We start from the raw sequence: 22,477 nt of genomic DNA on the forward strand, positions 1-22,477 counted from the left end.
GTGCTATCATACCTTGTTAGCGGCGCCCATTCCCACGCGTCATGCCAGTGGCATGAGGTCGTGACAGGGAGTGCCGCGCTTCCCTTTTCTTACCTATTTTGACGCCATGACAACAGTAGACAAGCAAGCCCCCGCCGGAGAACTGACCCATTTCGACGCCACGGGCCAGGCCCATATGGTCGATGTGGGCAGCAAGGAAGACACGCGGCGCAGCGCCGTGGCCGCCGGCACCATCCGCATGCAGCCGGCCACCCTGGCATTGATCATTTCCGGCAATGCAAAAAAAGGCGACGTGCTGGGCATCGCCCGCATCGCCGCCATCATGGGTGCCAAGCGCACGAGCGACCTGATTCCCCTGTGCCACCCGCTGGCCCTCACGCGCGTCACCGTCGATTTTGAAGTGGATGAAGCGGCCAACAGCGTGCACTGCCGCGCCCAGGTCGATACGACGGGCAAGACGGGCGTGGAAATGGAAGCGCTCACTTCCGTGCAAATCGGCTTGTTGACGATCTACGACATGTGCAAGGCCGTCGACCGGGGCATGGTCATGACGAATGTGCGCGTGCTGGAAAAGCATGGCGGCAAGTCGGGCGATTGGCACGCCGAGGTGTAATTATTTTGCGTGGCGCGCAAGATGGCCTTGGACGCGGCGCAAGTCGCGCAGCAGCCAGACGGCACTGGCCAGGCACAGTACGATGATGGCCATGGACAGGGGCAAGTGGAATTGCTCCAGCCCTGCCAGCGCAAAGCCGGCGTGGATCAGGAACGTTCCCACGCCCAGCGCGGCGCAGACACAAGCGTACAGGGGCGCCCGCGCGGTGGCCAGCAGCACGTGCCGGTAACCGGCCAGCACCAAGGTAATCGCCGCCAGGTTAAACACGAGAAAACCCTGCACGCCGCCCGGCAGATGAAACATCTCCCACTCTTTCCAGTAGGCAGCGTCGATTTGATGCAAGATCAGGAACAACATGGTCCAGAAGTAGCTGCGCGGCATAAGATTTACATTCGTCAATATTGATCTCATTGTAAAGCCTGCACCGCGCACCGGCATGTGCCTATGGCACTTTCGATGTAAAAATGAATTTCATTGATATAAATGCTTTTTCATCAAGAAATCATGCATACTGCGAGTCGTCCATATCCACATGAGCATCGCATGACAAGCAACAGACCCGCCGCGGAAACCAAGCTCCAGGACTTCGACTTCGAGGCCATGAATCTGCAGGTGGGGGGACGCATCCAGTTCATCACGCACCGCACCATCAAACCCATCCAGCATTTCTCGACCGTGATCGGCTATGTGAAAGACGAGTACCTGATCGTCAAGATTCCCATGGAAAACGGCGCGTCCATCATGCTCAACGAGGGCGACAAGCTGACCATCCGCGTATTTTCCGGTGTCACCGTCTGTTCGTTTTCCTGCAGCGTGCTGCGCATCTTCGGCCGCCCGCTCAACTATGTCCACCTGAGCTTTCCCGATGCCATCCAGGGCACCAGTCTGCGCACGGCCATGCGCGTCAAGGTGGACATTCCGGCGCAGCTGAGCTACCGCGACGTGGCGGCCGTGCCCGTGTTCATCGTCAACCTCAGCGTCTCGGGCGCGCTGATCGAGGCGCCCAGCATGCTTACGCCCGATGACGAAGGCGTGGCGCTGAGCTTTACCCTGCTGGTGCAGCCGAACAAGCATCAGATGCGCGTCAACACGCGCGCCCGCATCCAGAACGTGAGCGTGGGCAAGCCGTCGAATGGCCACGCCACCGGGGTAGCTGAAATTCATACGTACGGCGTGCAATTCATCGACCTGGAACCGACCCACTACACCCTGCTGCAAAACCTCACGTATGAAGCGCTGATCGCGGACCGGCAAAAAATCGTCTGATACCCAACTGGCAAACGCCACCTACAGCGTCGATGTCACGTCGGGAATGTTGCTTTTGGTAATCGCTTCCTTCGCTGCCGGATTCGTCACGGTGGTGCTATTGAACCAGGTCAGGCTGCTGGTGCCCGGCTTCATGGTCATCGTCACGGTTTGTCCACCGATACCCGTGCCCAGGTCGGCCGCCAAGGTCAGCACGATATCGCCCTTGTCGACCTTTCCGCTGGCCACTTCGCGCGTGGCACTGAACACGGGAATGGCGCTGGGCACGGCCGGGGTCGGCGTGCTGCAGGCAGCCGCTTCGCCGCCATTTTCCTGCACGCACAGGGCCACGGCCGTTTTCAATGGTGCAGCGGCCGCCAGCACATTGCTGACCTTGGCCCGCATCGTATAGTCGCCGTACTGGGGAATGGCCACGGCCGCCAGGATGCCGGCGATGGCCACCACGATCATCAGTTCTATCAGGGTAAATCCGCTTTGCGCGCGCATCGTATCCTCCCATTGTGCGTTGCTCGTGCCGTGCATGGTGCAAGCGCCATGCCAGCGGCGCGCCCGGGCAGCGGCGGTACGCCTGGAAAGAAAAGCGACGCATTTGGGCGGGTTCGGACCAGCGCCGTCCCCCCAAGCCGGGAATTGGCCTGTCTTGCGGACAAAAAAAAAGGAGCCGAAGCTCCTTTTTTGTACTGCATGAACCAGGCTGAAAATTACAGCATGGCTTTCAGCAGACGCGCCATTTCCGACGGGTTTTTGGTCACGGTGATGCCGCAAGCTTCCATGATTTCCAGCTTGGCTTGTGCCGTATCGGCACCGCCCGAGATCAGCGCGCCGGCGTGGCCCATGCGCTTGCCTGGAGGAGCGGTTACGCCAGCGATGAAGCCAACGACCGGTTTTTTCATGTTGTCTTTGATCCAATAAGCCGCGTTGGCTTCGTCTGGACCACCGATTTCGCCGATCATGATGACCGCGTCGGTATCTGGATCGTCATTGAACATCTTCATGATGTCGATGTGCTTCAGACCGTTGATCGGGTCGCCGCCGATGCCGACTGCCGACGATTGGCCCAGACCCAGTGCGGTCAATTGACCCACTGCTTCATAGGTCAGGGTGCCCGAACGGGACACCACGCCGATACGGCCCTTCTTGTGGATGTGACCTGGCATGATGCCGATCTTGATTTCGTCTGGCGTGATCAGGCCTGGGCAGTTAGGGCCCAGCAGCAAGGTCTTGCTGTTGGCTTTAGCCATGCGGTCTTTCAGGGCCATCATGTCGCGGACAGGAATGCCTTCGGTGATGCAAATGGCCAGATCCATTTCAGCTTCGACAGCTTCCCAGATCGCCGCTGCCGCGCCTGCTGGCGGTACGTAGATCACGGAAACGTTGGCGCCGGTTTCTTTTTTCGCTTCGGTAACGTTAGCGAAAATAGGAATGCCTTCGAAATCTTCGCCGGCTTTCTTCGGGTTCACGCCTGCCACGAAGGCAGCTTTGCCGTTCGCGTAGTCGCGGCAACCGCGGGTGTGGAACTGGCCGGTCTTGCCGGTGATCCCTTGGGTAACGACTTTGGTATCTTTATTGATCAGAATGGACATGTTGATTCCTTAATTAAGCTTGACCGGCAGCAGCGGCAACGACGCTCTTGGCTGCATCTTCCATGGTGTCGGCTGCGATGATAGGCAGACCGGAATCGGCCAGCATCTTCTTGCCCAGGTCTTCGTTGGTGCCCTTCATGCGCACGACCAGTGGCACGTTCAGCGAGACGGCTTTCACTGCGGCGATCACGCCTTCAGCGATCACGTCGCAACGCATGATGCCGCCGAAAATGTTCACCAGGATGGCTTTCAGGCCTGGGTTTTTCAGCATGATCTTGAACGCTTCGGTGACTTTTTCTGCCGTGGCGCCGCCGCCGACGTCCAGGAAGTTGGCTGGCTCGCCGCCGAACAGCTTGATGGTGTCCATGGTAGCCATGGCCAGGCCGGCGCCGTTCACCAGGCAACCGATGTTGCCGTCGAGCGAAATGTAGGCCAGGTCGAATTTCGACGCTTCGATTTCAGCTGGATCTTCTTCGTCCAGATCGCGCAGGGCGACGATTTCCGGATGACGGAACAGGGCGTTCGGGTCAAAGTTGAACTTGGCGTCCAGGGCGATGACTTTGCCGCTGCCGGTGACGATCAGCGGGTTGATCTCGGCCAGCGAGCAATCGGTTTCCCAGTACGCTTTGTACAGGCCTTGCAGGTTGACGCGGGCGTCGGCGATGGAACCGGCAGGCACGCCGATTTTGGCGGCGATGTCGTCTGCCTGGGCATCGGTCAGGCCGGTGCCTGGATCGATGGTGACGTGATGGATCTTCTCTGGGTGGCTCTCGGCCACTTCTTCGATGTCCATGCCGCCTTCGGACGAAGCCATCAGGACGATTTTCTGGGTGACGCGGTCGGTGACCAGCGAAACGTACAGTTCTTGTTTGATGTCGGCGCCTTCTTCCACCAGCAGGCGGTTGACTTTCTGGCCTTCGGCGCTGGTCTGGTGCGTGATCAGCTGCATGCCCATGATCTGGTCAGCGTATTCCTTGACCTGCTCGATCGATTTTGCCACTTTCACGCCGCCGCCCTTGCCGCGGCCACCTGCGTGGATCTGCGCCTTGACAACCCATACCGGGCCGCCCAGGGTTTCCGCAGCCTTGACGGCTTCTTCGACGGACATGCACGGAATACCGCGTGGTACCGTCACTCCGTGCTGCCGGAGGATTTCTTTGGCTTGATACTCATGGATTTTCATGCTGGCTTCCCTTCTGATACTGATTTGTAAAAATACGGTTAGTGGTGCAAAAAAAACAGGAAAAACAGAGCGCCGGGGTCACGCTTTGGCTACCCAGCGCGGGTAATACTGTGCAACTGCCCCACCATCGGTGCGCAGGGCGTGGCATTTGTCGAGTTGAAACGGCTTTTCATGCGACAAGTCAGCATTCTCACCGTCACGGGTCGACCAGACATCGCCGGCAAATGCCTGAACCGTCGCAGTCGGCAAGACTTGCGCCAGTTCGGTCAAATGGGTACAGCCAGCGATTCCCGCCAGGCGCTGTTTCAAGTCGCGGCGGAAATTCTTCAATAAATTCAAACCGATCAGCGCCCTGTAAGCGGGGCCGATGGTATCGCAAAAATCGGGATAGGGCACGGCATCGGAGGCAGCTTCGGCCTCGACAATGGTCAGTTCGCGATCGACGGTAATACGTAAGTGGAGGTCATGCAGAGGGGCGCCGGCGGGACGGGGGCCGGAGGCCAGGGTCGCGTCATAGCTTTTGATGTCGGTGATATGGGCGTCAATATCCCACAGGCCGTCGTCGCGCATATACGCTTGGACGTCGATAACGCGGGAGTGCCGTAGGGCGCGCCGGGATACGGGAGTTGACAGGGGCATAAGACCGATGCCGCTTGCGCGGCCATAATTAGTAAGCAGCCATGTGCCTAAAGCACTCTGTTCGCAGCTTCTACGAACAGCAACCGCACCTGCGGCGCCGCAAAAACCCTAAAAGTGTAGCACACAGGGCGCTAGTTGCGCCGCAACATAATTTTTTATTGGTCGTGCCGTCTGCCGCAAATCATTAACGAAAATCGCAAAATCAATGACAATTATTCACAATGCAGATAACTTGAAAGCATGCCTGCGGCACCGGCGCACTGGCCGGCGCCGCGCTTCAGTCAGCCACACCCAGTGCGCGTAAAACGGGCAAGGTGCGCGCGGAAAAATATTCCGCGCGCGCCAGCAGTTCGGCCAGGTTTTCCTCTTCCGTCAACAAGGGCTGCCCGTCCTTCGTCAGCAGTTGCTCCAGGCGCAGCAGTACCGGCCACGTCGCGCGCACCCATTCTTGCGGCGTTGGACAACCTTGCTGTTTTGCCCACAGGAACAGTTGTTGTAAATGCGATACAACCACGCCGCCGCCCGTCAGGGGGCTGGCGAGGCTGTGCAAGTCGGTTCTTGCCAGCGCCTGCTCCAGCAAGTGCGCATTCAGCCGCGCCGTCTGCGGCCGCGCCACAGCGATGTCGGCCTCGTCCTGGACGGCAAGCACGCTGCCCTTGCTGACCAGCACCAATATGATCTGCAGCAAGGCGGCCAGGCCGGCTTCGCTACCCGCCAGTTGCAGCTCCAGTTCGCCTATCGTGTACACGCGATGGTCGGCCATGGCGTCGAGCACGGGCGCATACACGCGCTCGTCCATATCGGCGTCGCCCAGCACCCCGTGCACGCTCAACACCACTTCGTCGCGGGGCACGGCCAGCATCACGCGCACGGCCCGCACGGCGCTGACCTGGGCCAACGGCGTCAGCCTGCGCGCGCCCTTGACCCAGTAATCCTTGCGGAATTGCTCGTTGACGAGAAAGGCGCGCGTCGTCTCGCGGAAGACGGGATCGGGTATCTCGGCCAGGAATTGCTGGTGTTCGGCCGTCAGGTTCAGCATGTCGACCAGAGCGGTATAGTTGGCGGACGAGGCGAACTCCAGCTTGGCCTCGCCCAGCATGGCCGCAACGCTGGAAAAGGCCATCGGCTGCCAATCCGCATTGAAATATTCGTGTGCAATATAGTTGCGGTCCAGCGCTTTCAGCTTCTCGAAACGGTCCGCCAGCAGGGGATTGGCCTCCAGGTAGCGCGGTTGCACGGCGATCATCCTGTCGACAAAATCGATGGCGCCGTCGACTCGTGCCAGCACGCCCACGCCGGGCGCGCTCATGACGCGGCTATGCTCGGCCAGCAAGTCGCGCATCGGCATCATGGCACTCCAGCCCGGCTGCGTGTTATAGCTGATATAGGCGACGCCACCCACTTTCAGCTTGCGCTGCAGGAAATCGACGATCAAGGCGCGATTTTCTGCCGAGACCCAGCTCCAGATCCCGTGCAGGCAGATAAAGTCGAAATCGGGCAAGTCGTCACGGCGGCAAAACTGCGCGAACGATTCGTCCGTGAACTGTGCGCCGGCGCCGGTCACGCTGGCCAGCTCCTGCGCAAAGGTGGCCTGGGACGGATTGAAATCATTGCCATGCCAGCGCGTGGAAGACGCCGCCGCATGGATGTTGGCGCTGATGCCCTGGCCAAAGCCCAGCTCGCAAGCCGTGCCGCTGGCCGGCAAGGCAAGCCCGGCAGCCAGCAGGGGCAGCCGCAGGCGCAGAGGATTCAATTCTTCGTAATAGCCATAGGTATAGGCGATTTCGGCCACATAGCCGGCATTCCAGTTGCTCATCTCGATCCTGTCACGGTCAGTGGTGCTGCGCGCATCGCACAGCGTTCGAGCGCCAGAATACCTTATCGCGCGGCGTCGCCATACTGGAAACAAACGGCGTTTGAAAGCGCAGTTCATGGGGCACGACGGAGGCCGGCCGGCGCGCCATGGCCAGCCTCATTCCTCGTCGGGATCCAGCCCCTTCAAGGCCGCTTGCACGGCGCGCTGGGAAAAGCCGCGCTGCATCAGGAAGCGCATCTGCTTGTTGCGCTGCTCGGCATCCTGCGCTACTTCACCAAACTTGCGGCGCCACACTTCGCAGGCGCGCGCAACTTCCCCTTCGGCCAGGCCCGCCTTGAGTTCCTGCAGCGCCTCGCCGCCGATGCCATGGCTTTGCAACTCCGCCATGATGCGGCTATTGCCGAAGCGGGCCGAGCGGCGGTGGATCAGCGACTCGGAAAAGCGCTCCTGCGACAGCCAATTGGCTTGCTCCAGGCTGTCGAGCAAGGCTTCCACGTCATCGCCCTCCTGCGCATGGCGCTGAAGCTTGCGCCGCAATTCCATGCGGCTGTGTTCCCGCATCGACAAAAAGCGTAGCGCCCTGCCCTTCAGGCTTAGTTGTACTGCGGCCATACACCCACCTTGTCTTTCATTCCACAATCACATCACCCAAACACAATCGCCGCCCGGCGCAACAGCGCGGGACGGCGATCATGGTCCTACCTTGCGGCAAGCCATGCGTAGGTCGGATCAGGGCCCTTGGACCGTAATCCGACAACATTGTTGACGTCTGTGGTGTTGTCGGATTACGCGCGGCTTTGCCGCGCTAATCCGACCTACTCTGGCTTGGCTTCCGTAGCCTTGGCAGCCTTGTCGGCGGCTTTATCCGCTTTTTCCGGCTTTTCAGCAGCCAGCGGCGGCAGTTCGCGCACGCCCAGCGAAGCGCGGACCTTGTTTTCGATTTCGCGGGCCAGCGCCGGACGCTCCTGCAGGAAGGCGCGGGCGTTGTCCTTGCCCTGGCCGATACGTTCGCCGTTGTAGCTGTACCACGAACCGGATTTTTCCACGATCTTGGCATCCGAGCCCAGGTCCAGGATTTCGCCTTCGCGCGAAGTGCCTGCGCCGTACAGGATGTCGAAGTGCGCTTCCTTGAACGGTGGCGCGATCTTGTTCTTGACGACCTTGACCTTGGTTTCGTTGCCGATCACTTCATCGCCGGACTTGATCGAGCCGGTGCGGCGGATATCCAGACGCACGGAGGCGTAGAATTTCAGCGCATTGCCGCCCGTGGTTGTTTCCGGGCTGCCGAACATCACGCCGATCTTCATGCGGATTTGGTTGATGAAGATGACCAGGGTATTGGTGCGGTTGATGGAACCGGTCAGCTTGCGCAGGGCCTGCGACATCAGGCGCGCTTGCAGGCCTGGCAGGGAATCGCCCATGTCGCCTTCGATCTCGGCGCGTGGCGTCAGCGCGGCCACGGAGTCGATGACGACGAGGTCGACGCTGCCCGAACGCACGAGGGCGTCGCAGATTTCCAGCGCCTGCTCGCCCGTGTCCGGTTGCGAGATCAGCAATTCGTGCAGGTTCACGCCCAGCTTTTGCGCGTAACCGACGTCGAGCGCGTGCTCGGCATCGATAAAGGCGCACGTGCCGCCCAGTTTTTGCATTTCGGCGATGGTTTGCAGGGTCAAGGTGGTTTTACCCGACGATTCCGGACCGTAGATTTCCACCACGCGGCCGCGCGGCAAGCCGCCCACGCCCAGCGCGATATCGAGGCCGAGCGAACCGGTCGACACGACTTGCACTTCTTCGATCGGTGCGCTGGCATCCATGCGCATGACCGAACCTTTGCCAAACTGCTTCTCGATCTGCGCCAGTGCGGCGGCGAGCGCCTTGGCTTTTTCCGATGCGGGTACTACAGCTTTTTTATCGTCCATATGTTCTTTCAGCCGTTCTACAGTTGCGGATTCACGTGACGCATCTACGTGAACCGTGCAGCCTGCGATAGCGCCAGTGGGTTAAATTCTTTACACAGACAGTACTGTATAAAAAAACAGTGATCAATGCAAGCGGAACGTGGATTTGTTTTGAAACAGATCAATACAAGCCTGGATTTTCACAAAAATTCGCCACCTTGCGGAAAATGAAACACAATACAAGCTTCTACCGCCGCAAAGCATAGGAAGTGCACCATGCGTATTTTACTTGCCGAAGATGACAGCGTGCTGGCCGATGGCCTGACCCGCTCGCTGCGCCAGTCCGGTTATGCGATCGACTACGTCAAGACAGGTCAAGAGGCCGATACGGCCCTGTCCACCCAGGAATTCGACTTGCTGATCCTCGACCTGGGCCTGCCAAAAATGTCCGGCCTGGAAGTGCTGCGCCGCCTGCGCGCGCGCGCTTCGCTGCTGCCGGTGCTGATCCTGACGGCCGCCGATTCCATCGAACAACGCGTGAATGGCCTCGACCTCGGTGCCGATGATTATATGGCCAAGCCGTTCGCCTTGTCGGAACTGGAGGCAAGAGTGCGCGCCCTGACGCGCCGCGGCGCCGGCGGCGGCGCCACCATCATCAAGCACGGCCCCCTCAGCTACGACCAGGTGGGGCGCAGCGCCTACATCAACGACCAGATGCTCGACCTGTCGGCGCGCGAACTGGGCTTGCTGGAAATCCTGCTGGGCCGCACCGGCCGCCTCGTCTCGAAAGAGCAGCTGGTCGACCACTTGTGCGAATGGGGCGAGGAAGTGTCGAACAACGCCATCGAAGTGTATGTGCACCGCCTGCGCAAGAAGATCGAAGTAGGCGGCGTGCGCATCGCCACCGTGCGCGGCCTCGGCTATTGCCTGGAAAAATATTCGGAAGCGGCGCGCCTGAACGCTGAAGCGGGCGAGTCGGCAAGCCCGGCCAGCGGACCCGCCAGCAAGTGAAGGCGCGCGAGGCGCCAGCGGACGAGCCGGACGACGACGACTGGTTCGAGCCGCCCACCACGGAGCAGGATGACACGATCGAGCACTCGCTGTTCGGCGAAATCCTCGACTGGATGCTGGCGCCCCTGCTGCTGCTGTGGCCGATGAGCATCGCCATCACCTATCTGGTGGCCAAGGGCATCGCCAATCAGCCGTTCGACCATGCGCTGGAAGACAGCGTGACCGTGCTCACGCAGCAAGTCAAGCAGGCCGATGGCGCCATGTTGCGCCGCGCGCCGGACAAGAACAGCAGCAATAATAATGGCCGCGACTTGCTGCGCGGCGACGATGTCGACACCCTGTATTACCTGGTGGTGGGTCCGCGCGGCGAATACCTGGCCGGCGACCGCGATTTGCCGCCGCCGCAGGATCCCGACAAATACCGCAGCGGCATGGTGCTGTTTCGCAACGACACCATCCACGGCACGCCCGTGCGCGTGGCGTTCAGCTATCTCGACATTCCTGCCGACAACGACGATGAGCCGCACCGCGCGCTGGTACAAGTTGCCGAAACCCTGGAGAAACGCGCCCAGCTGGCCAATGAAATCATCAAGGGCGTGATTTTGCCGCAGTTCATCATCCTGCCCGTGATCCTGGCTCTCGTCTGGTTTGCCCTGGCGCGCGGCCTGTCGCCGCTGGCGCAATTGCAGGAGCGCATACGCGCCCGGCCACCCGACGATTTATCTCCCATCGAATCGGGCCAGGTACCCGAGGAAATCACGCCGCTGGTCGGTTCGCTCAACGAGATGCTGGCGCGGCTATCGCTGTCGATCGACATGCAGAAACGCTTCATCGCCGATGCCGCGCACCAGATGAAAACGCCGCTGGCCGGCATGCGCATGCAGTCGGAACTGGCCCTGCGCCAGACCGACCACGACGAGATCCACCGCTCGCTGCTGCAACTGGCGAAAAGTTCGGAAGCGGCCACGCGCCTCGTCAACCAGTTGCTGGCCCTGGCGCGCGCGGAAAACCAGCCGCAGGCGGGCACGGCGTTCGAGCCGATCGAGCTGAGCGAACTGGCGCGCGGCGTGGTGCAGGACTGGGTGCAAGCTTCGTTTGCCCAGCATATCGACCTGGGCTTCGAGCAGCCCGCGTATTCGATCATGATTTCCGGCAATGCCATGATGCTGCGCGAGCTGCTGAGCAACCTGATCGACAACGCCCTGCGCTACACGCCGTCGGGCGGCAGCGTCACGGTGCGCGTGCGCAGCACCCTGGAACTGGCCATCCTGGAAGTGGAAGATACGGGTCCCGGCATTGCGCCGGCCGAGCGGGCCCACGTGTTCGAACGCTTTTACCGCATTCTCGGCAGCAATGTCGACGGTAGCGGCCTGGGCCTGGCCATCGTGCGCGAAATTGCGCAGCAGCATGGCGCCGAAGTCGATATTTTTAACAATCCGCGCGCGCAGTCGCCGAAGCTGCCGGGCACCCTGCTGCGCCTGAGCATCGCCCTGCTGTTGCCGGACGCGCCAGAAGAGGATGACATCACGTATGGATAAGCCGAGCCCACCCGTTGCCCCGGCGCAGCCCGCGCGCACGCCCAGCCCCGAGCTGCAGGCGCGCCGTGATATGCACTGGCGCAAGACGCGGCGCCTGACGGCCATCCTGCTGCTGGTCTGGCTGCTGACGGGTTTTCTGACCGTGTTCTATGCGCGCGAGCTGCTGCACCTGAACCTGTTCGGCTGGCCGCTGCCCTTCTATATGGCGGCCCAGGGCGCCTCGCTCGTGTACCTGGCCATCATCGCCTTCTATGCCTGGCGCATGCGGCGCCTCGACCGGGATTTCCATACCGAGGAGCAAGCATGAGCGGCCAGCGCAGTTTCTTTGCGCGGCTGAGCCGCTACTACCTGCTGTTTACGGCCGGTTTCGCCGCCTTCCTGCTGGCTTTGTCCGTGCTGGAACAGGAAGGCATGCCGCGCGCGTGGATCGGCTACCTGTTCATGCTCGTCACCATCACCCTGTACGCCACCATCGGCGTCATCAGCCGCACCTCGAACGTCACCGAATACTATGTGGCGGGGCGCCGGGTGCCAGCCATGTTCAACGGCATGGCCACGGCCGCCGACTGGATCTCGGCCGCCAGCTTCATCAGCCTGGCCGGCGGCCTGTACCTGAACGGCTTCGACGGCCTGGCCTTCATCATGGGCTGGACGGGCGGCTATTGCCTGGTGGCGCTATTGATCGCGCCCTACCTGCGCAAGTTCAGCCAGTACACGATTCCCGATTTCCTCGCCGCCCGCTACGGCAGCGGCACCGACAAGCGGGGCGCCAGCGTGCGCGTGGTGGCCGTGGCCGCCACCATCATCGTGTCGTTTACCTATGTGGTGGCGCAGATCTACGCCGTCGGCCTGATCGCCTCGCGCTTCACGGGTGTGGATTTTTCCGTCGGCATCTTCCTGGGCCTGGCCAGCATCCTCGTCTGCTCCTTTCTGGGCGGCATGCGCGCCATCACCTGGACGCAGGTGGCGCAGTACATCATCATCCTCGTCGCCTTTCTGATTCCCGCCATGTGGCTGTCGGTCAAGCATGCGGACAATCCCGTGCCGCAGATCGCCTACGGCAAGGTGCTGACGCAACTGAGCGCGCGCGAACACGTGCTGGAAACGGACCCGAAAGAGAACGAAGTGCGCGCCATCTTCCGCCAGCGCGCGCAAAGCTACCAGGCGCGCATCGACGGCTTGCCCGGTTCCTGGGAACAAGGCCGTCTGGCGGCCCAGCGCCAGCTCGACAGTTTGCGCCAGCGCAATACCTCGCTGTTCGACATCCGCAACGCAGAGCGCTACCTGATCGCCTATCCGAAAAGCCCGGACGAGGCACGCGTGTTGTGGCAGGCAGCGCAGGCGCAGAACCAGAAACGCGCCGAACCGATCATTCCGCATGCGCAGCCGTTTCCCGCTGCGGACCGCGAACAGTCCGACATCAAGCGCAACAATTTCCTGGCCCTCGTGTTTTGCATGATGCTGGGCACGGCCGCCCTGCCGCATATCCTCATGCGATCGTACACCACGCCCTCGGTGCACGAAACGCGCGTGTCCGTGTTCTGGACCCTGTTCTTCATCTTGTTGATCTATCTCACGATTCCCGCGCTGGCCGTGCTGGTCAAGTACGATATTTATTCGGCGCTCGTGGGCACGCAATACGCGAACCTGCCCACCTGGGTGTCGTACTGGGCCAACGTGGACAAGCTCAGTCCCCTGATCAGCATCGTCGACGTCAACCGCGACGGCATCGTGCAACTGGCGGAAATTTCCATCGATGCCGACGTGCTGGTGCTGGCCACGCCCGAGATCGCCGGCCTGCCCTACGTCATTTCCGGCCTGGTGGCGGCAGGCGGCCTGGCCGCCGCCCTGTCGACGGCCGATGGCTTGCTGCTGGCCATCTCCAACGCCCTGTCGCACGACGTCTATTACAAGGTGGTCGATCCCACGGCTTCGACGCAAAAGCGCGTGACGATTTCAAAATTGCTGCTGCTGGCCGTGGCCTTCATCGCCGCCTATGCGGCCTCGCAAAAGCCGGCGGACATTTTGTCGCTGGTGGGCGTGGCCTTTTCCCTGGCCGCCTCGACCCTGTTCCCGCCGCTGGTGCTGGGCGTCTTCTGGCAACGCGCCAACTACCAGGGCGCACTGGCCGGCATGCTGACGGGCTTTGGCGTATGCCTGTATTACATGCTGCACACGAGCACCATGCTGGGCGGCAATGCCAGCGGTCAATGGTTCCATATCGCGCCCATCTCGGCCGGTATCTTCGGCGTGCCGGCCGGCCTGGCCGCCGCCATCCTCGTCAGCTGGCTGACGCCGGCGCCGGGACGCCGCAGCACAGGGCTGGTCGAACATATCCGGGCGCCGGAGTGAGCGTCCATAGGTCAATTTTTTATTCCAGGTTACAACACACCATGCCCCAGGCTTTCTTGCGTCTGCTACATATCCTGGCCGCCTGCGCCAGCCTGTTTGCCCTTTCCGCACAAGCGCACACGGCCATCGCGCCGCCACCACTGTCGGCCTTCTTCGCCAACCCCGAATTCAGCGGCCCCCAGTTGTCGCCCGATGCGCGCCATCTGGCCGTGAAGGTGAGCGGCGCGAACAATCGCGAACGGCTGGCCATCGTCAACCTGCTCGATAACAGCATCAAGGTCGTGGCGCAATTCAGCGATGTCGACGTGGGCGACGTCGAATGGGTCAATAACGAACGCCTGATCCTGAACACGCGCGACCGCCAGACGGCGCCCGGCGACATGCGTTTCGGGCCGGGCCTGTTTGCCGTCAACCGCGACGGCGGCAACTTTCGCCAGCTGGCCGCCCGCAGCGCCATGCCCGATGCCTCCACCTCGATCTATAAACTGCTGCCCTGGCATACCTACCTGACGGGCCAGCGCGGTGCGCAGGATACCCAGGCCGTGTATGTGCGCAGCACCGTGTACGCCTCGACGGGCGAAGTCGACTACGAAGGCTTGCGGCAGCTCGATACGCTCACGGGCCGCAGCACGGCCGTCAAGCCGCCAGGCAAGGTGCGCCGCTGGCTGCTCGACCAGCATGGCGAACCGCGTCTGGCCGTGACCCGGGAGCGCAATATCGAAAGCGTGCAGTACCTTGATCCGGCCAGCGGCGCCTGGCGCACGCTGGCGCAGTTCGACGCCTACCTCGGCGGCCCCGACGCCTTCACCCCGCTCTCCTTCGGCCCGGACGGCACCCTGTATGTGAGCGCCCGCATGGGCAGCGATACGCTGTCCGTGCATGCCTACGACCTGGCCAGCAGCCGCATCGTGCCCACGCCCATCATCTCGCTCGACGGCTATGACTTCAGCGGCAGTCTGATCGTCGGGCAAGGCAAGCTGCTGGGCGTGCGCCACCTGAGCGATGCGCGCGCCACGCGCTGGTTCGACCCGGCCATGACGGCCACCCAGGCGCGCATCGACGCCCTGCTGCCATCGACCATCAACCTGGTTTCGCTGGCGGCCCGCCCCGCCACGCCCTTCATGCTGGTGACCTCGTATTCCGACCGGCAGCCGGGCAAATTCTCGCTGTTCAACAGCGATACGGGCAAGCTGAGCATCATCGGCGAAGCGCAGCCGCTCATCAAGCCGGCGCAGATGAGCGAGCAGCAGCTGGTGCGCTACAAGGCGCGCGATGGCCTGTCCATTCCCGCCTGGCTCACCGTGCCCGCCGCGACTTCCGGCAAGCAGCTGCCGCTGGTCGTGCTCGTGCATGGCGGCCCGTATGTGCGCGGCAGCTCCTGGCAATGGAATGCCGAAGTGCAATTTCTTGCCTCGCGTGGCTATGCCGTGCTGCAACCGGAATTTCGCGGCAGCACAGGCTTTGGCGCCAAGCATTTTCGCGCCGGCTGGAAACAATGGGGCTTGAAGATGCAGGACGATCTCGCCGATGGCGCGCGCTGGGCCATCGCCGAAGGAATCGCCGATCCGCGCCGCATCTGCATCGCCGGCGCCAGCTATGGCGGTTATGCCGCTTTGATGGGCCTGGTCAACGATCCCGACCTGTTCCGCTGCGCCATCGACTGGGTGGGCGTGACCGACATCAACCTGCTGTATAGCGGCCACTGGAGTTTCAAGTCCGACCTCGGCGATGACTGGAAACAGTACGGCATGCCCGAGCTGATTGGCGACCGGACGGCCAACGCGGCCCAGTTCCAGGCCACCTCCCCCATCGCCCAGGCGGCGCGCATCACCCAGCCCCTGCTGCTGGCATACGGCGCCGCCGACCAGCGGGTGCCGCTGTACCACGGCAAGCAGTTTTACGCGGCCGTCAAACAGCACAACCGCGATGTCGAATGGGTGGTCTACGACGAGGAAGGCCATGGCTGGACATTGCCGAAGAACCGCATCGACTTCTGGGGTCGGGTGGAGAAATTCCTCGACAGGACTATCGGAAAAGACAGCGTCCCGACAAAAAAGGAGTAGGCTGGAGGGCCGTTCCACTTACGAGGAAATCCCATGCCGTCTGGAAAAATTCTTGTTGCCCAGGGAGGCGGTCCCACCGCCGTCATCAACCAGTCGCTGGTGGGCGTGGTGCTCGAATCGCGGCGCTTTCAGCATGTCACGCGCGTGTATGGCGCGCTGCACGGCGTGCGCGGCATCGTCAATGAAGAATTCGTCGATCTGACGCAGGAAACCAGCCACAACCTGGAACTGGTAGCCGCCACGCCATCGTCGGCCCTCGGTTCCACGCGCGACAAGCCCGACATCGCCTACTGCCAGCAAATCTTCGAAGTGCTGCGCGCGCACGAGATCGAACATTTCTTTTATATCGGCGGCAACGACTCGTCCGACACGGTGCGCATCGTCAGCGAGGAAGCGCACAAGGCCGGCTATCCGCTGCGCTGCATCCACATCCCGAAAACCATCGACAACGACCTGGTGGGCAGCGACCATACACCGGGTTTCCCCTCGGCCGCGCGCTTCGTCGCGCAAGCGTTCGCCGGCGCCAACCTCGACAACGCGGCCTTGCCCGGCGTGTACGTGGGCGTGGTGATGGGCCGCCACGCGGGCTTCTTGACGGCCGCCTCGGCGCTGGGCAAGAAGTTCCCCGACGATGGCCCGCACCTGATCTACCTGCCCGAGCGCGTCTTCGTGCTGGAACAGTTTCTTGCCGACGTAAAGGCGACCTATGAAAAATATGGCCGCTGCGTGATCGCCGTCTCGGAAGGCATCCACGACGCCTCGGGCGAACCGATCGCCAGCCTGCTGGCGAAAGAAGTCGAACGCGATGCGCATGGCAATGTGCAATTGTCGGGCACGGGCGCGCTGGCCGACCTGCTGTGCGACGAAATCAAGGCGAAACTTGGCATCAAGCGCGTGCGCGGCGACACCTTCGGCTATCTTCAGCGTTCCTTCATCGGCTGCGTTTCCGACGTGGACCAGCGCGAAGCCCGCGAAGTGGGTGAAAAGGCGGTGCAATTCGCCATGTGGGGCGACCGCGACGGTTCCGTGGCCATCAAGCGCACGGGCTTTTATTCCGTCGATTACGAGCTGCTGCCGCTTACCGAGGTTGCGGGCAAGACGCGCACCATGGAAGACGAATTCATCAGCGCCAGCGGCACGGACGTGACCGATGCTTTCAGGCTGTATCTGCGCCCGCTGCTGGGCTCGGGCATGCCCGATGCCTTCCGCCTGCGCGCGGCGAAAGTGGCGAAGGTGCTCAAACCCTAGCTGTTTTCCGCCAGCAACAGCGGCCGTAGTTTCACGGCCGCCTCCTTGAGCTGCGGCACGTGCTGCATCAATTGCTCCACGGATTTGCGTGCCACGGGCGCGTGGCAGGCGACAGCCGCCACGATGCGCCCGTCGGCCGCGCAGATGGGCACGGCCACGGCCACCATGCCGTGCACGAATTCCTCGTCGTCGATGCCGATGCCCAGCCTGGCGATGCGCACGATCTCGCGCTCGAGCAACACGGGGTCGGTAATGCTTTTCGGCGTGCGCGCTTCCAAGGTCAGCATGGCCAGCAGCTCGCGCCGCTCCAGCAAACTCATGTGCGCAAGGAATAACTTTCCGCTGGCCGTGCAATGCATGGGCGCCCGGCTGCCCAGCACCAGATGCAGGCGCAGCGGTTCCTGCGTTTCCACGCGGTCCACGTAGACGATCGCATTGCCTTCGGGAATGGCCAGGTTGCACGTCTCGCCCGTGATGGCCACCAGGCTGCCCAGGATGCTGCGACTGACGCGGATCAGGGCATTGTTGCGCAGGGTCGCCAGCGCCAGGTTGGTCGAGGCGGCACCGGGCACATAGCCGCGTCCCACGGGCGTGCGCAGCACATAGCCATGCTGCTCCAGGGTATCGAGCAAGCGCATCATGCTGGCCTTGGGCACTTGCATGCGCGCGGCCAGCTGCGACAGGGTCAGGGGCTGGCTGGCGCTGGCCAGATGCTCGATCAAACGCAGCACGCGCAATCCCCGCGCCTCGTCGCCATGGCTCGCCGTCGTGCCGGTCTCCACTTGACCACCCTCTTCGGCCTCGCCCGGCCGTTTTTGAAACGCATCATGCATGTTCTGTTTCACCTCTCGCGTATGCGGCTGTTTCCGCTTGTCCCGGTGCCGCACGTCTTTTATAAATGGAACCAGACGTTCCAAAAATAACCAATAAAGACCAGTGTATCGCAAAAAACGCCCGCCGAGGCGGTGCGATACCGCAACGCAGGAGACAAGAACAATGTTGCAAATACACTACGATTACATCGTTGTCGGCGCCGGTTCCGCCGGCTGCGTGCTGGCCAACCGCCTGTCGCACGACAGCAACAATCAGGTATTGCTGCTGGAAGCGGGCGGCAAGGACAACAATCCTTGGATACACGTGCCGGTCGGCTATTTCAAGACCATGCACGATCCCAAGCTCGACTGGTGCTACCGCACGGAAGCGGACGCCGGCATCGCCGGGCGCCAGTTGCAATGGCCACGCGGCAAGGTACTGGGAGGCTCCAGCTCGCTCAACGGCTTGCTGTACGTGCGGGGCCAGAAGGAAGACTACGACCGCTGGGCCGAACTCGGCAATGCAGGCTGGAGCTATGCCGAGGTGCTGCCCTATTTTAAAAAATCGGAGGACCAGGAACGCGGCGCCAGCGATTACCATGGCGTGGGCGGTCCGTTAAAGGTGTCGGACCTGCGGCTGCGCCGCCCCATCGCCGAGCATTTTATTGCGGGCGCCACGGAAAGCGGCATCCCCTTCAATGCCGATTACAACGGCGCCACGCAGGAAGGTGTCGGCTATTTCCAGCAGACAGCCAGCAAGGGCTTGCGCTGGAGCACGGCGAAAGCCTTTTTGCGCCCCGCCCGCAAGCGCGCCAACCTGCGCGTGGAAGTGCGCGCACAAATCACGCGCGTGCTGTTCGAGGGCAAGCGCGCCGTCGGCATCGAATATCAGCAGGATGGCCAGCTGCGCCAGGCGCGCGCCAGCGGCGAAGTGATACTCTGCGCGGGCGCCATCGGCTCGCCGCAAATCCTGCAATGCTCGGGCGTGGGACCGCGCGCCCTGCTCGATGAAGTGGGCGTGCCGCTCGTGCACGACTTGCCCGGCGTGGGACAGAATCTGCAAGACCATCTGCAAATCCGCCTCGTCTTCAAGACGCGGCTGAAAACCCTGAACGATGAAGTCAACAGCCTGTGGGGCAAGCTGTGGGTGGGCATGCAATATGTGTTTTCCCGCTCGGGGCCATTGACCCTGGCGGCCAGCCAGGTGACAGTGTTTACCAAGTCGTCGCCCGACGTGGAACGGCCCGACATCCAGTTCCACATGCAGCCGCTGAGCGCCGACAAGCCGGGCGAAGGCGCGCATCCGTTTTCCGCGTTCACGTCGTCCGTGTGCCAGTTGCGCCCGCACAGCCGCGGCCACGTGTCGATCAAGTCCGCCGATCCACTCGCTTATCCTGGCATCTACCCGAACTACCTGTCCGACCCGCGCGACCAGCAGACGGCGGTTGCCGCCCTGCGCGTGGCCCGAAAAATCGCCGCCGCCCCGTCGCTGGCGCCGCACATCATTTCCGAGTTCGTGCCCGGCCCGCAGTTCCAGAGCGATGAGGAACTGCTGGACGCGGCGCGGCGCTTCAGCCAGTCGATCTACCACCCGAGCGGCACCTGCAAGATGGGGCATGACGCCATGGCCGTCGTCGACGAGCGTCTGCGCGTGCACGGCATGCAGAACCTGCGCGTGGTCGACGCGTCGATCATGCCGGAAATCGTCTCGGGCAATACGAACGCGCCCACCATCATGATCGCCGAAAAAGCGGCCGACATGATACTGGCGGACGCCGTGCGCCTGCCCAAGGCGGCTTGACTCTACCCCATTCCGTTCCCAAAGGAGGATGCCAGCGGCGGGCAGAGCGGCCCGCCCCTCAATGACTTGGCAATCAGCCAGGCATCAGAAAAAACACATAATCGATATCGATAGGAGACTAGATATTATGGATAACAATACGAGCAATCCGAAAAAGGCCAAAGAGCTACGGAAAGTCGTGATGGCCAGCGTGATCGGCGCCACCATCGAATGGTATGACTTCTTTTTATACGGCGTCGTGGCCGGCATCGTGTTCAGCAAGCTGTATTTCCCGGGCGGCGATCCGCTCGTCTCGACCATGCTGGCCTACGGCACCTTCGCCGTGGGCTTTCTGTCGCGCCCCATCGGCGGCGTGATCTTCGGCCACTTCGGCGACAAGATCGGCCGCAAGAGCATGCTGGTGATGACCCTGATGATCATGGGCATATCCACCTTCCTGATCGGCGTGCTGCCGACCTACGACCATATCGGCTACTGGGCCCCTGGCCTGCTGCTGTTCCTGCGCGTGCTGCAAGGTATCGGCCTCGGTGGCGAATGGGGCGGCGCCGTGCTGATGGCGTATGAATATGCGCCGCCAAAGGAGCGCGGCTTCTATGCCAGCCTGCCGCAGATCGGCCTGGCCATCGGCCTGTGCCTCGCTTCGGGCGTGGTGGCGATCCTGTCGTACACGCTGACGGATACGCAATTCCTGTCCTGGGGCTGGCGCGTCGCCTTCATCCTGTCGGCGGCCCTCGTCTTCATCGGCATGTGGATACGTTTGAACGTGATGGAAACGCCCGAGTTCCAGGCCGTCAAGGAAAAGAACGCGGAGACGCAGATTCCATTCTTCGACCTGCTGAAACGCTATCCGGGCAATGTCTTGAAGGGCATGGGTGCGCGCTATATCGACGGCGTATTCTTCAATATCTTCGGCGTGTTTTCCATCACTTACCTGACCAACACCATCAAGATCGACCGCACGGAAGCGCTGATGGGCGTGATGGCGTCGGCCGTCGTGATGTGCTTCTGCATTCCGTTCTTCGGCAGGCTGTCGGACCGCATCGGCCGCAGCAAGGTGTTTTTCTGGGGTTCATTGATCACGGGCCTCTCGTCGATTCCCGCCTTCTGGATCATGCTCAACCATGCCGACAATCCGCTGCTGCTGTGGTGTTCCGTGATCATCCCGCTGGGCGTGCTGTATTCGGCCGTGTACGGCCCGGAAGCGGCCCTGTTCTGCGACCTGTTCGACGCCAAGGTGCGCTACACGGGCATCTCCTTCGTCTACCAGTTCTCGGGCATCTTCGCCAGCGGCCTGACACCCATCATCGCCACCTACCTGCTCAAGACGGGCAATGGCGAGCCGTGGCACATCGTCGGCTACATCCTGTTCGCCTCGCTCGTCTCGGCCGTCAGCGTGGCCATGATCGGGAAAGGAGGCTCGCAGCCGGATGTCCACATGAAGACGGCGCACGCAAGGTAAGACATCGGGACGTAAAAAAGGCAGGCCTCTCGCGAGTGCCTGCCTTTTCCATTCAAGCTACAACTTAGATGACGATAGTCTGATGCTCGTCGCCCACGCGAGCGCGGATCGTGCCGATGCGCGACACGGTTTCGCCGGCCGCTTGCAGCTGGGCGATGGCGGCGTCCGCGTTCTCTTGCGAGACGATGACGGTCATGCCGATGCCGCAGTTGAAGACGCGGTGCATTTCGGCGTCAGCCACGCCGCCGTGCTGTTGCAGCCACGTGAACAGCGGCGGCATGGTCCATGCCTTCGAATCCAGCTCGGCCACCAGGCCAGGCTGCAGCACGCGCGGGATGTTTTCCACCAGGCCGCCACCGGTGATGTGCACCATGCCCTTGACTTCCATGGCATCCATCAGCGCCAGCAGCGGCTTGACGTAGATGCGCGTCGGCTGCATCAGCACGTCGGCCAGTTTACGGCCGTGGAAGTCGCCTTCCAGGTCAGGTTTCGCCACTTCGATGATCTTGCGCACCAGCGAGTAACCGTTCGAGTGCACGCCCGACGAGGCCAGGCCCAGCACCACGTCGCCCGGGGCGATCTTGGTGCCGTCGATGATTTTCGATTTTTCCACGGCGCCGACGGCAAAACCTGCCAGGTCGTATTCGCCGGCCGGGTACATGCTCGGCATTTCCGCCGTTTCGCCGCCGATCAGCGCGCAACCGGCTTGTTCGCAACCTTGGGCGATGCCCTTGATGACGTCGGTGGCAATGGCCACGTCCAGCTTGCCGCAAGCGAAGTAGTCGAGGAAGAACAGCGGCTCGGCGCCTTGCACCAGGATGTCGTTGACGCTCATGGCGACCAGGTCAATGCCGACCGTGTCATGGCGGTTCAGTTCGAACGCCAGGCGCAATTTGGTGCCGACGCCGTCGGTACCCGAGACCAGCACCGGTTCCTTGTACTTCTTGCTGATTTCAAACATGGCGCCAAAACCGCCCAGGCCGCCCATCACGCCTTCGCGCAGGGTGCGCTTGGCAAACGGCTTGATTGCTTCGACTAAAGCGTCGCCTGCGTCGATATCGACGCCAGCGTCACGGTAGGAAAGGGAAACATTAGAAGTCTGGTTCATGGTGTGGTGGCAGCGGAGGCGGTAAAATAGAAGGCGGATACCCGCCGGCACGCGCGCGCAAGCATGTTTTTCAACATCGTGCGGCAG

20 protein-coding genes are annotated in these 22,477 nt (G+C 62.0%); 10 read left to right on the plus strand and 10 right to left on the minus strand.

Annotated elements, in window-relative coordinates; genetic code table 11:
- Window positions 1-106 precede the first annotated feature (106 nt).
- The gene (moaC, locus tag OPV09_RS26885; protein ID WP_338679890.1) at window positions 107-613 is read left to right on the plus strand and encodes a cyclic pyranopterin monophosphate synthase MoaC; all 507 of its coding nucleotides are present in this window, start codon (window positions 107-109) and stop codon (window positions 611-613) included.
- Here moaC and OPV09_RS26890 read toward each other — a convergent pair whose 3' ends face one another.
- Window positions 614-994: a DUF6713 family protein gene (locus OPV09_RS26890; RefSeq protein WP_338679891.1), complete on the minus strand. Its 381-nt coding sequence runs from the start codon at window positions 992-994 to the stop codon at window positions 614-616.
- Between the two features lie 162 nt (window positions 995-1,156).
- On the opposite strand from OPV09_RS26890, the gene OPV09_RS26895 reads away from it, so the two are divergent.
- Entirely contained in the window at window positions 1,157-1,879 is a 723-nt protein-coding gene (locus tag OPV09_RS26895) for a flagellar brake protein (RefSeq protein WP_034746089.1), read from the plus strand.
- 21 nt (window positions 1,880-1,900) lie between these two features.
- On the opposite strand, the gene OPV09_RS26900 is transcribed toward OPV09_RS26895, so the two are convergent.
- The 7 genes from OPV09_RS26900 to recA all read right to left on the minus strand — a co-directional run bounded on the left by OPV09_RS26900 (window position 1,901) and on the right by recA (window position 9,019).
- On the minus strand, window positions 1,901-2,365 hold the full coding sequence (locus OPV09_RS26900; RefSeq protein WP_338679893.1) for a pilin: 465 nt from the start codon (window positions 2,363-2,365) through the stop codon (window positions 1,901-1,903).
- A 215-nt stretch (window positions 2,366-2,580) separates the two neighbouring features.
- Entirely contained in the window at window positions 2,581-3,462 is an 882-nt protein-coding gene (gene sucD / locus OPV09_RS26905) for a succinate--CoA ligase subunit alpha (RefSeq protein ID WP_034746085.1), read from the minus strand.
- A 13-nt stretch (window positions 3,463-3,475) separates the two neighbouring features.
- Complete coding sequence (gene sucC, locus OPV09_RS26910; RefSeq protein WP_034746081.1) at window positions 3,476-4,645, minus strand: ADP-forming succinate--CoA ligase subunit beta; 1,170 nt, start codon at window positions 4,643-4,645, stop codon at window positions 3,476-3,478.
- Between the two features lie 78 nt (window positions 4,646-4,723).
- Complete coding sequence (locus tag OPV09_RS26915; RefSeq protein WP_338679896.1) at window positions 4,724-5,284, minus strand: DUF2889 domain-containing protein; 561 nt, start codon at window positions 5,282-5,284, stop codon at window positions 4,724-4,726.
- A gap of 277 nt (window positions 5,285-5,561) precedes the next feature.
- Entirely contained in the window at window positions 5,562-7,100 is a 1,539-nt protein-coding gene (locus OPV09_RS26920) for a class I SAM-dependent methyltransferase (protein WP_338679897.1), read from the minus strand.
- Window positions 7,101-7,256: 156 nt separating this feature from the next.
- Window positions 7,257-7,712 (minus strand): recombination regulator RecX, encoded by a 456-nt coding sequence (gene recX / locus OPV09_RS26925; protein WP_034746072.1) that lies wholly within the window; start codon window positions 7,710-7,712, stop codon window positions 7,257-7,259.
- A gap of 203 nt (window positions 7,713-7,915) precedes the next feature.
- Window positions 7,916-9,019: a recombinase RecA gene (gene recA / locus OPV09_RS26930; protein WP_338679899.1), complete on the minus strand. Its 1,104-nt coding sequence runs from the start codon at window positions 9,017-9,019 to the stop codon at window positions 7,916-7,918.
- Between the two features lie 255 nt (window positions 9,020-9,274).
- On the opposite strand from recA, the gene OPV09_RS26935 reads away from it, so the two are divergent.
- Genes OPV09_RS26935 through OPV09_RS26960 form a run of 6 tightly spaced genes read left to right on the plus strand, consistent with a single transcriptional unit; the run spans window position 9,275 to window position 17,210 of the window.
- Window positions 9,275-10,009 carry a response regulator gene (locus OPV09_RS26935; RefSeq protein ID WP_034746066.1) on the plus strand — a complete coding sequence of 245 codons (735 nt, stop codon included), beginning with the start codon at window positions 9,275-9,277 and terminating at the stop codon, window positions 10,007-10,009.
- Window positions 10,006-11,547 carry a sensor histidine kinase gene (locus tag OPV09_RS26940; RefSeq protein WP_070301055.1) on the plus strand — a complete coding sequence of 514 codons (1,542 nt, stop codon included), beginning with the start codon at window positions 10,006-10,008 and terminating at the stop codon, window positions 11,545-11,547. Before OPV09_RS26935 ends, OPV09_RS26940 begins: the two co-directional genes overlap by 4 nt.
- On the plus strand, window positions 11,540-11,854 hold the full coding sequence (locus OPV09_RS26945) for a DUF4212 domain-containing protein (protein WP_338679901.1): 315 nt from the start codon (window positions 11,540-11,542) through the stop codon (window positions 11,852-11,854). The genes OPV09_RS26940 and OPV09_RS26945 overlap by 8 nt, the downstream gene beginning before the upstream one ends.
- Window positions 11,851-13,899: a sodium:solute symporter family protein gene (locus OPV09_RS26950; protein WP_331777221.1), complete on the plus strand. Its 2,049-nt coding sequence runs from the start codon at window positions 11,851-11,853 to the stop codon at window positions 13,897-13,899. The genes OPV09_RS26945 and OPV09_RS26950 overlap by 4 nt, the downstream gene beginning before the upstream one ends.
- 41 nt (window positions 13,900-13,940) lie before the next feature.
- Entirely contained in the window at window positions 13,941-15,962 is a 2,022-nt protein-coding gene (locus OPV09_RS26955) for an alpha/beta hydrolase family protein (protein WP_338679902.1), read from the plus strand.
- Between the two features lie 33 nt (window positions 15,963-15,995).
- Window positions 15,996-17,210 (plus strand): 6-phosphofructokinase, encoded by a 1,215-nt coding sequence (locus tag OPV09_RS26960; protein WP_070301051.1) that lies wholly within the window; start codon window positions 15,996-15,998, stop codon window positions 17,208-17,210.
- Here the strand turns inward: OPV09_RS26960 and OPV09_RS26965 are convergent.
- Window positions 17,207-18,043: an IclR family transcriptional regulator gene (locus OPV09_RS26965; RefSeq protein ID WP_083292463.1), complete on the minus strand. Its 837-nt coding sequence runs from the start codon at window positions 18,041-18,043 to the stop codon at window positions 17,207-17,209. The genes OPV09_RS26960 and OPV09_RS26965 overlap by 4 nt on opposite strands.
- Before the next feature lie 163 nt (window positions 18,044-18,206).
- On the opposite strand from OPV09_RS26965, the gene OPV09_RS26970 reads away from it, so the two are divergent.
- Window positions 18,207-19,823 (plus strand): choline dehydrogenase, encoded by a 1,617-nt coding sequence (locus OPV09_RS26970; RefSeq protein ID WP_319990565.1) that lies wholly within the window; start codon window positions 18,207-18,209, stop codon window positions 19,821-19,823.
- 127 nt (window positions 19,824-19,950) lie between these two features.
- The gene (locus OPV09_RS26975; protein WP_338679903.1) at window positions 19,951-21,282 is read left to right on the plus strand and encodes an MFS transporter; all 1,332 of its coding nucleotides are present in this window, start codon (window positions 19,951-19,953) and stop codon (window positions 21,280-21,282) included.
- A 64-nt stretch (window positions 21,283-21,346) separates the two neighbouring features.
- Here the strand turns inward: OPV09_RS26975 and purM are convergent, their stop codons facing one another.
- A complete protein-coding gene (gene purM / locus OPV09_RS26980) occupies window positions 21,347-22,390 on the minus strand; it encodes a phosphoribosylformylglycinamidine cyclo-ligase (RefSeq protein ID WP_034788683.1) in 1,044 nt (347 codons plus the stop codon).
- Window positions 22,391-22,477: the final 87 nt, after the last annotated feature.

Source organism: Janthinobacterium sp. TB1-E2 (genome assembly GCF_036885605.1).
Lineage (GTDB): Bacteria > Pseudomonadota > Gammaproteobacteria > Burkholderiales > Burkholderiaceae_D > Janthinobacterium > Janthinobacterium aestuarii.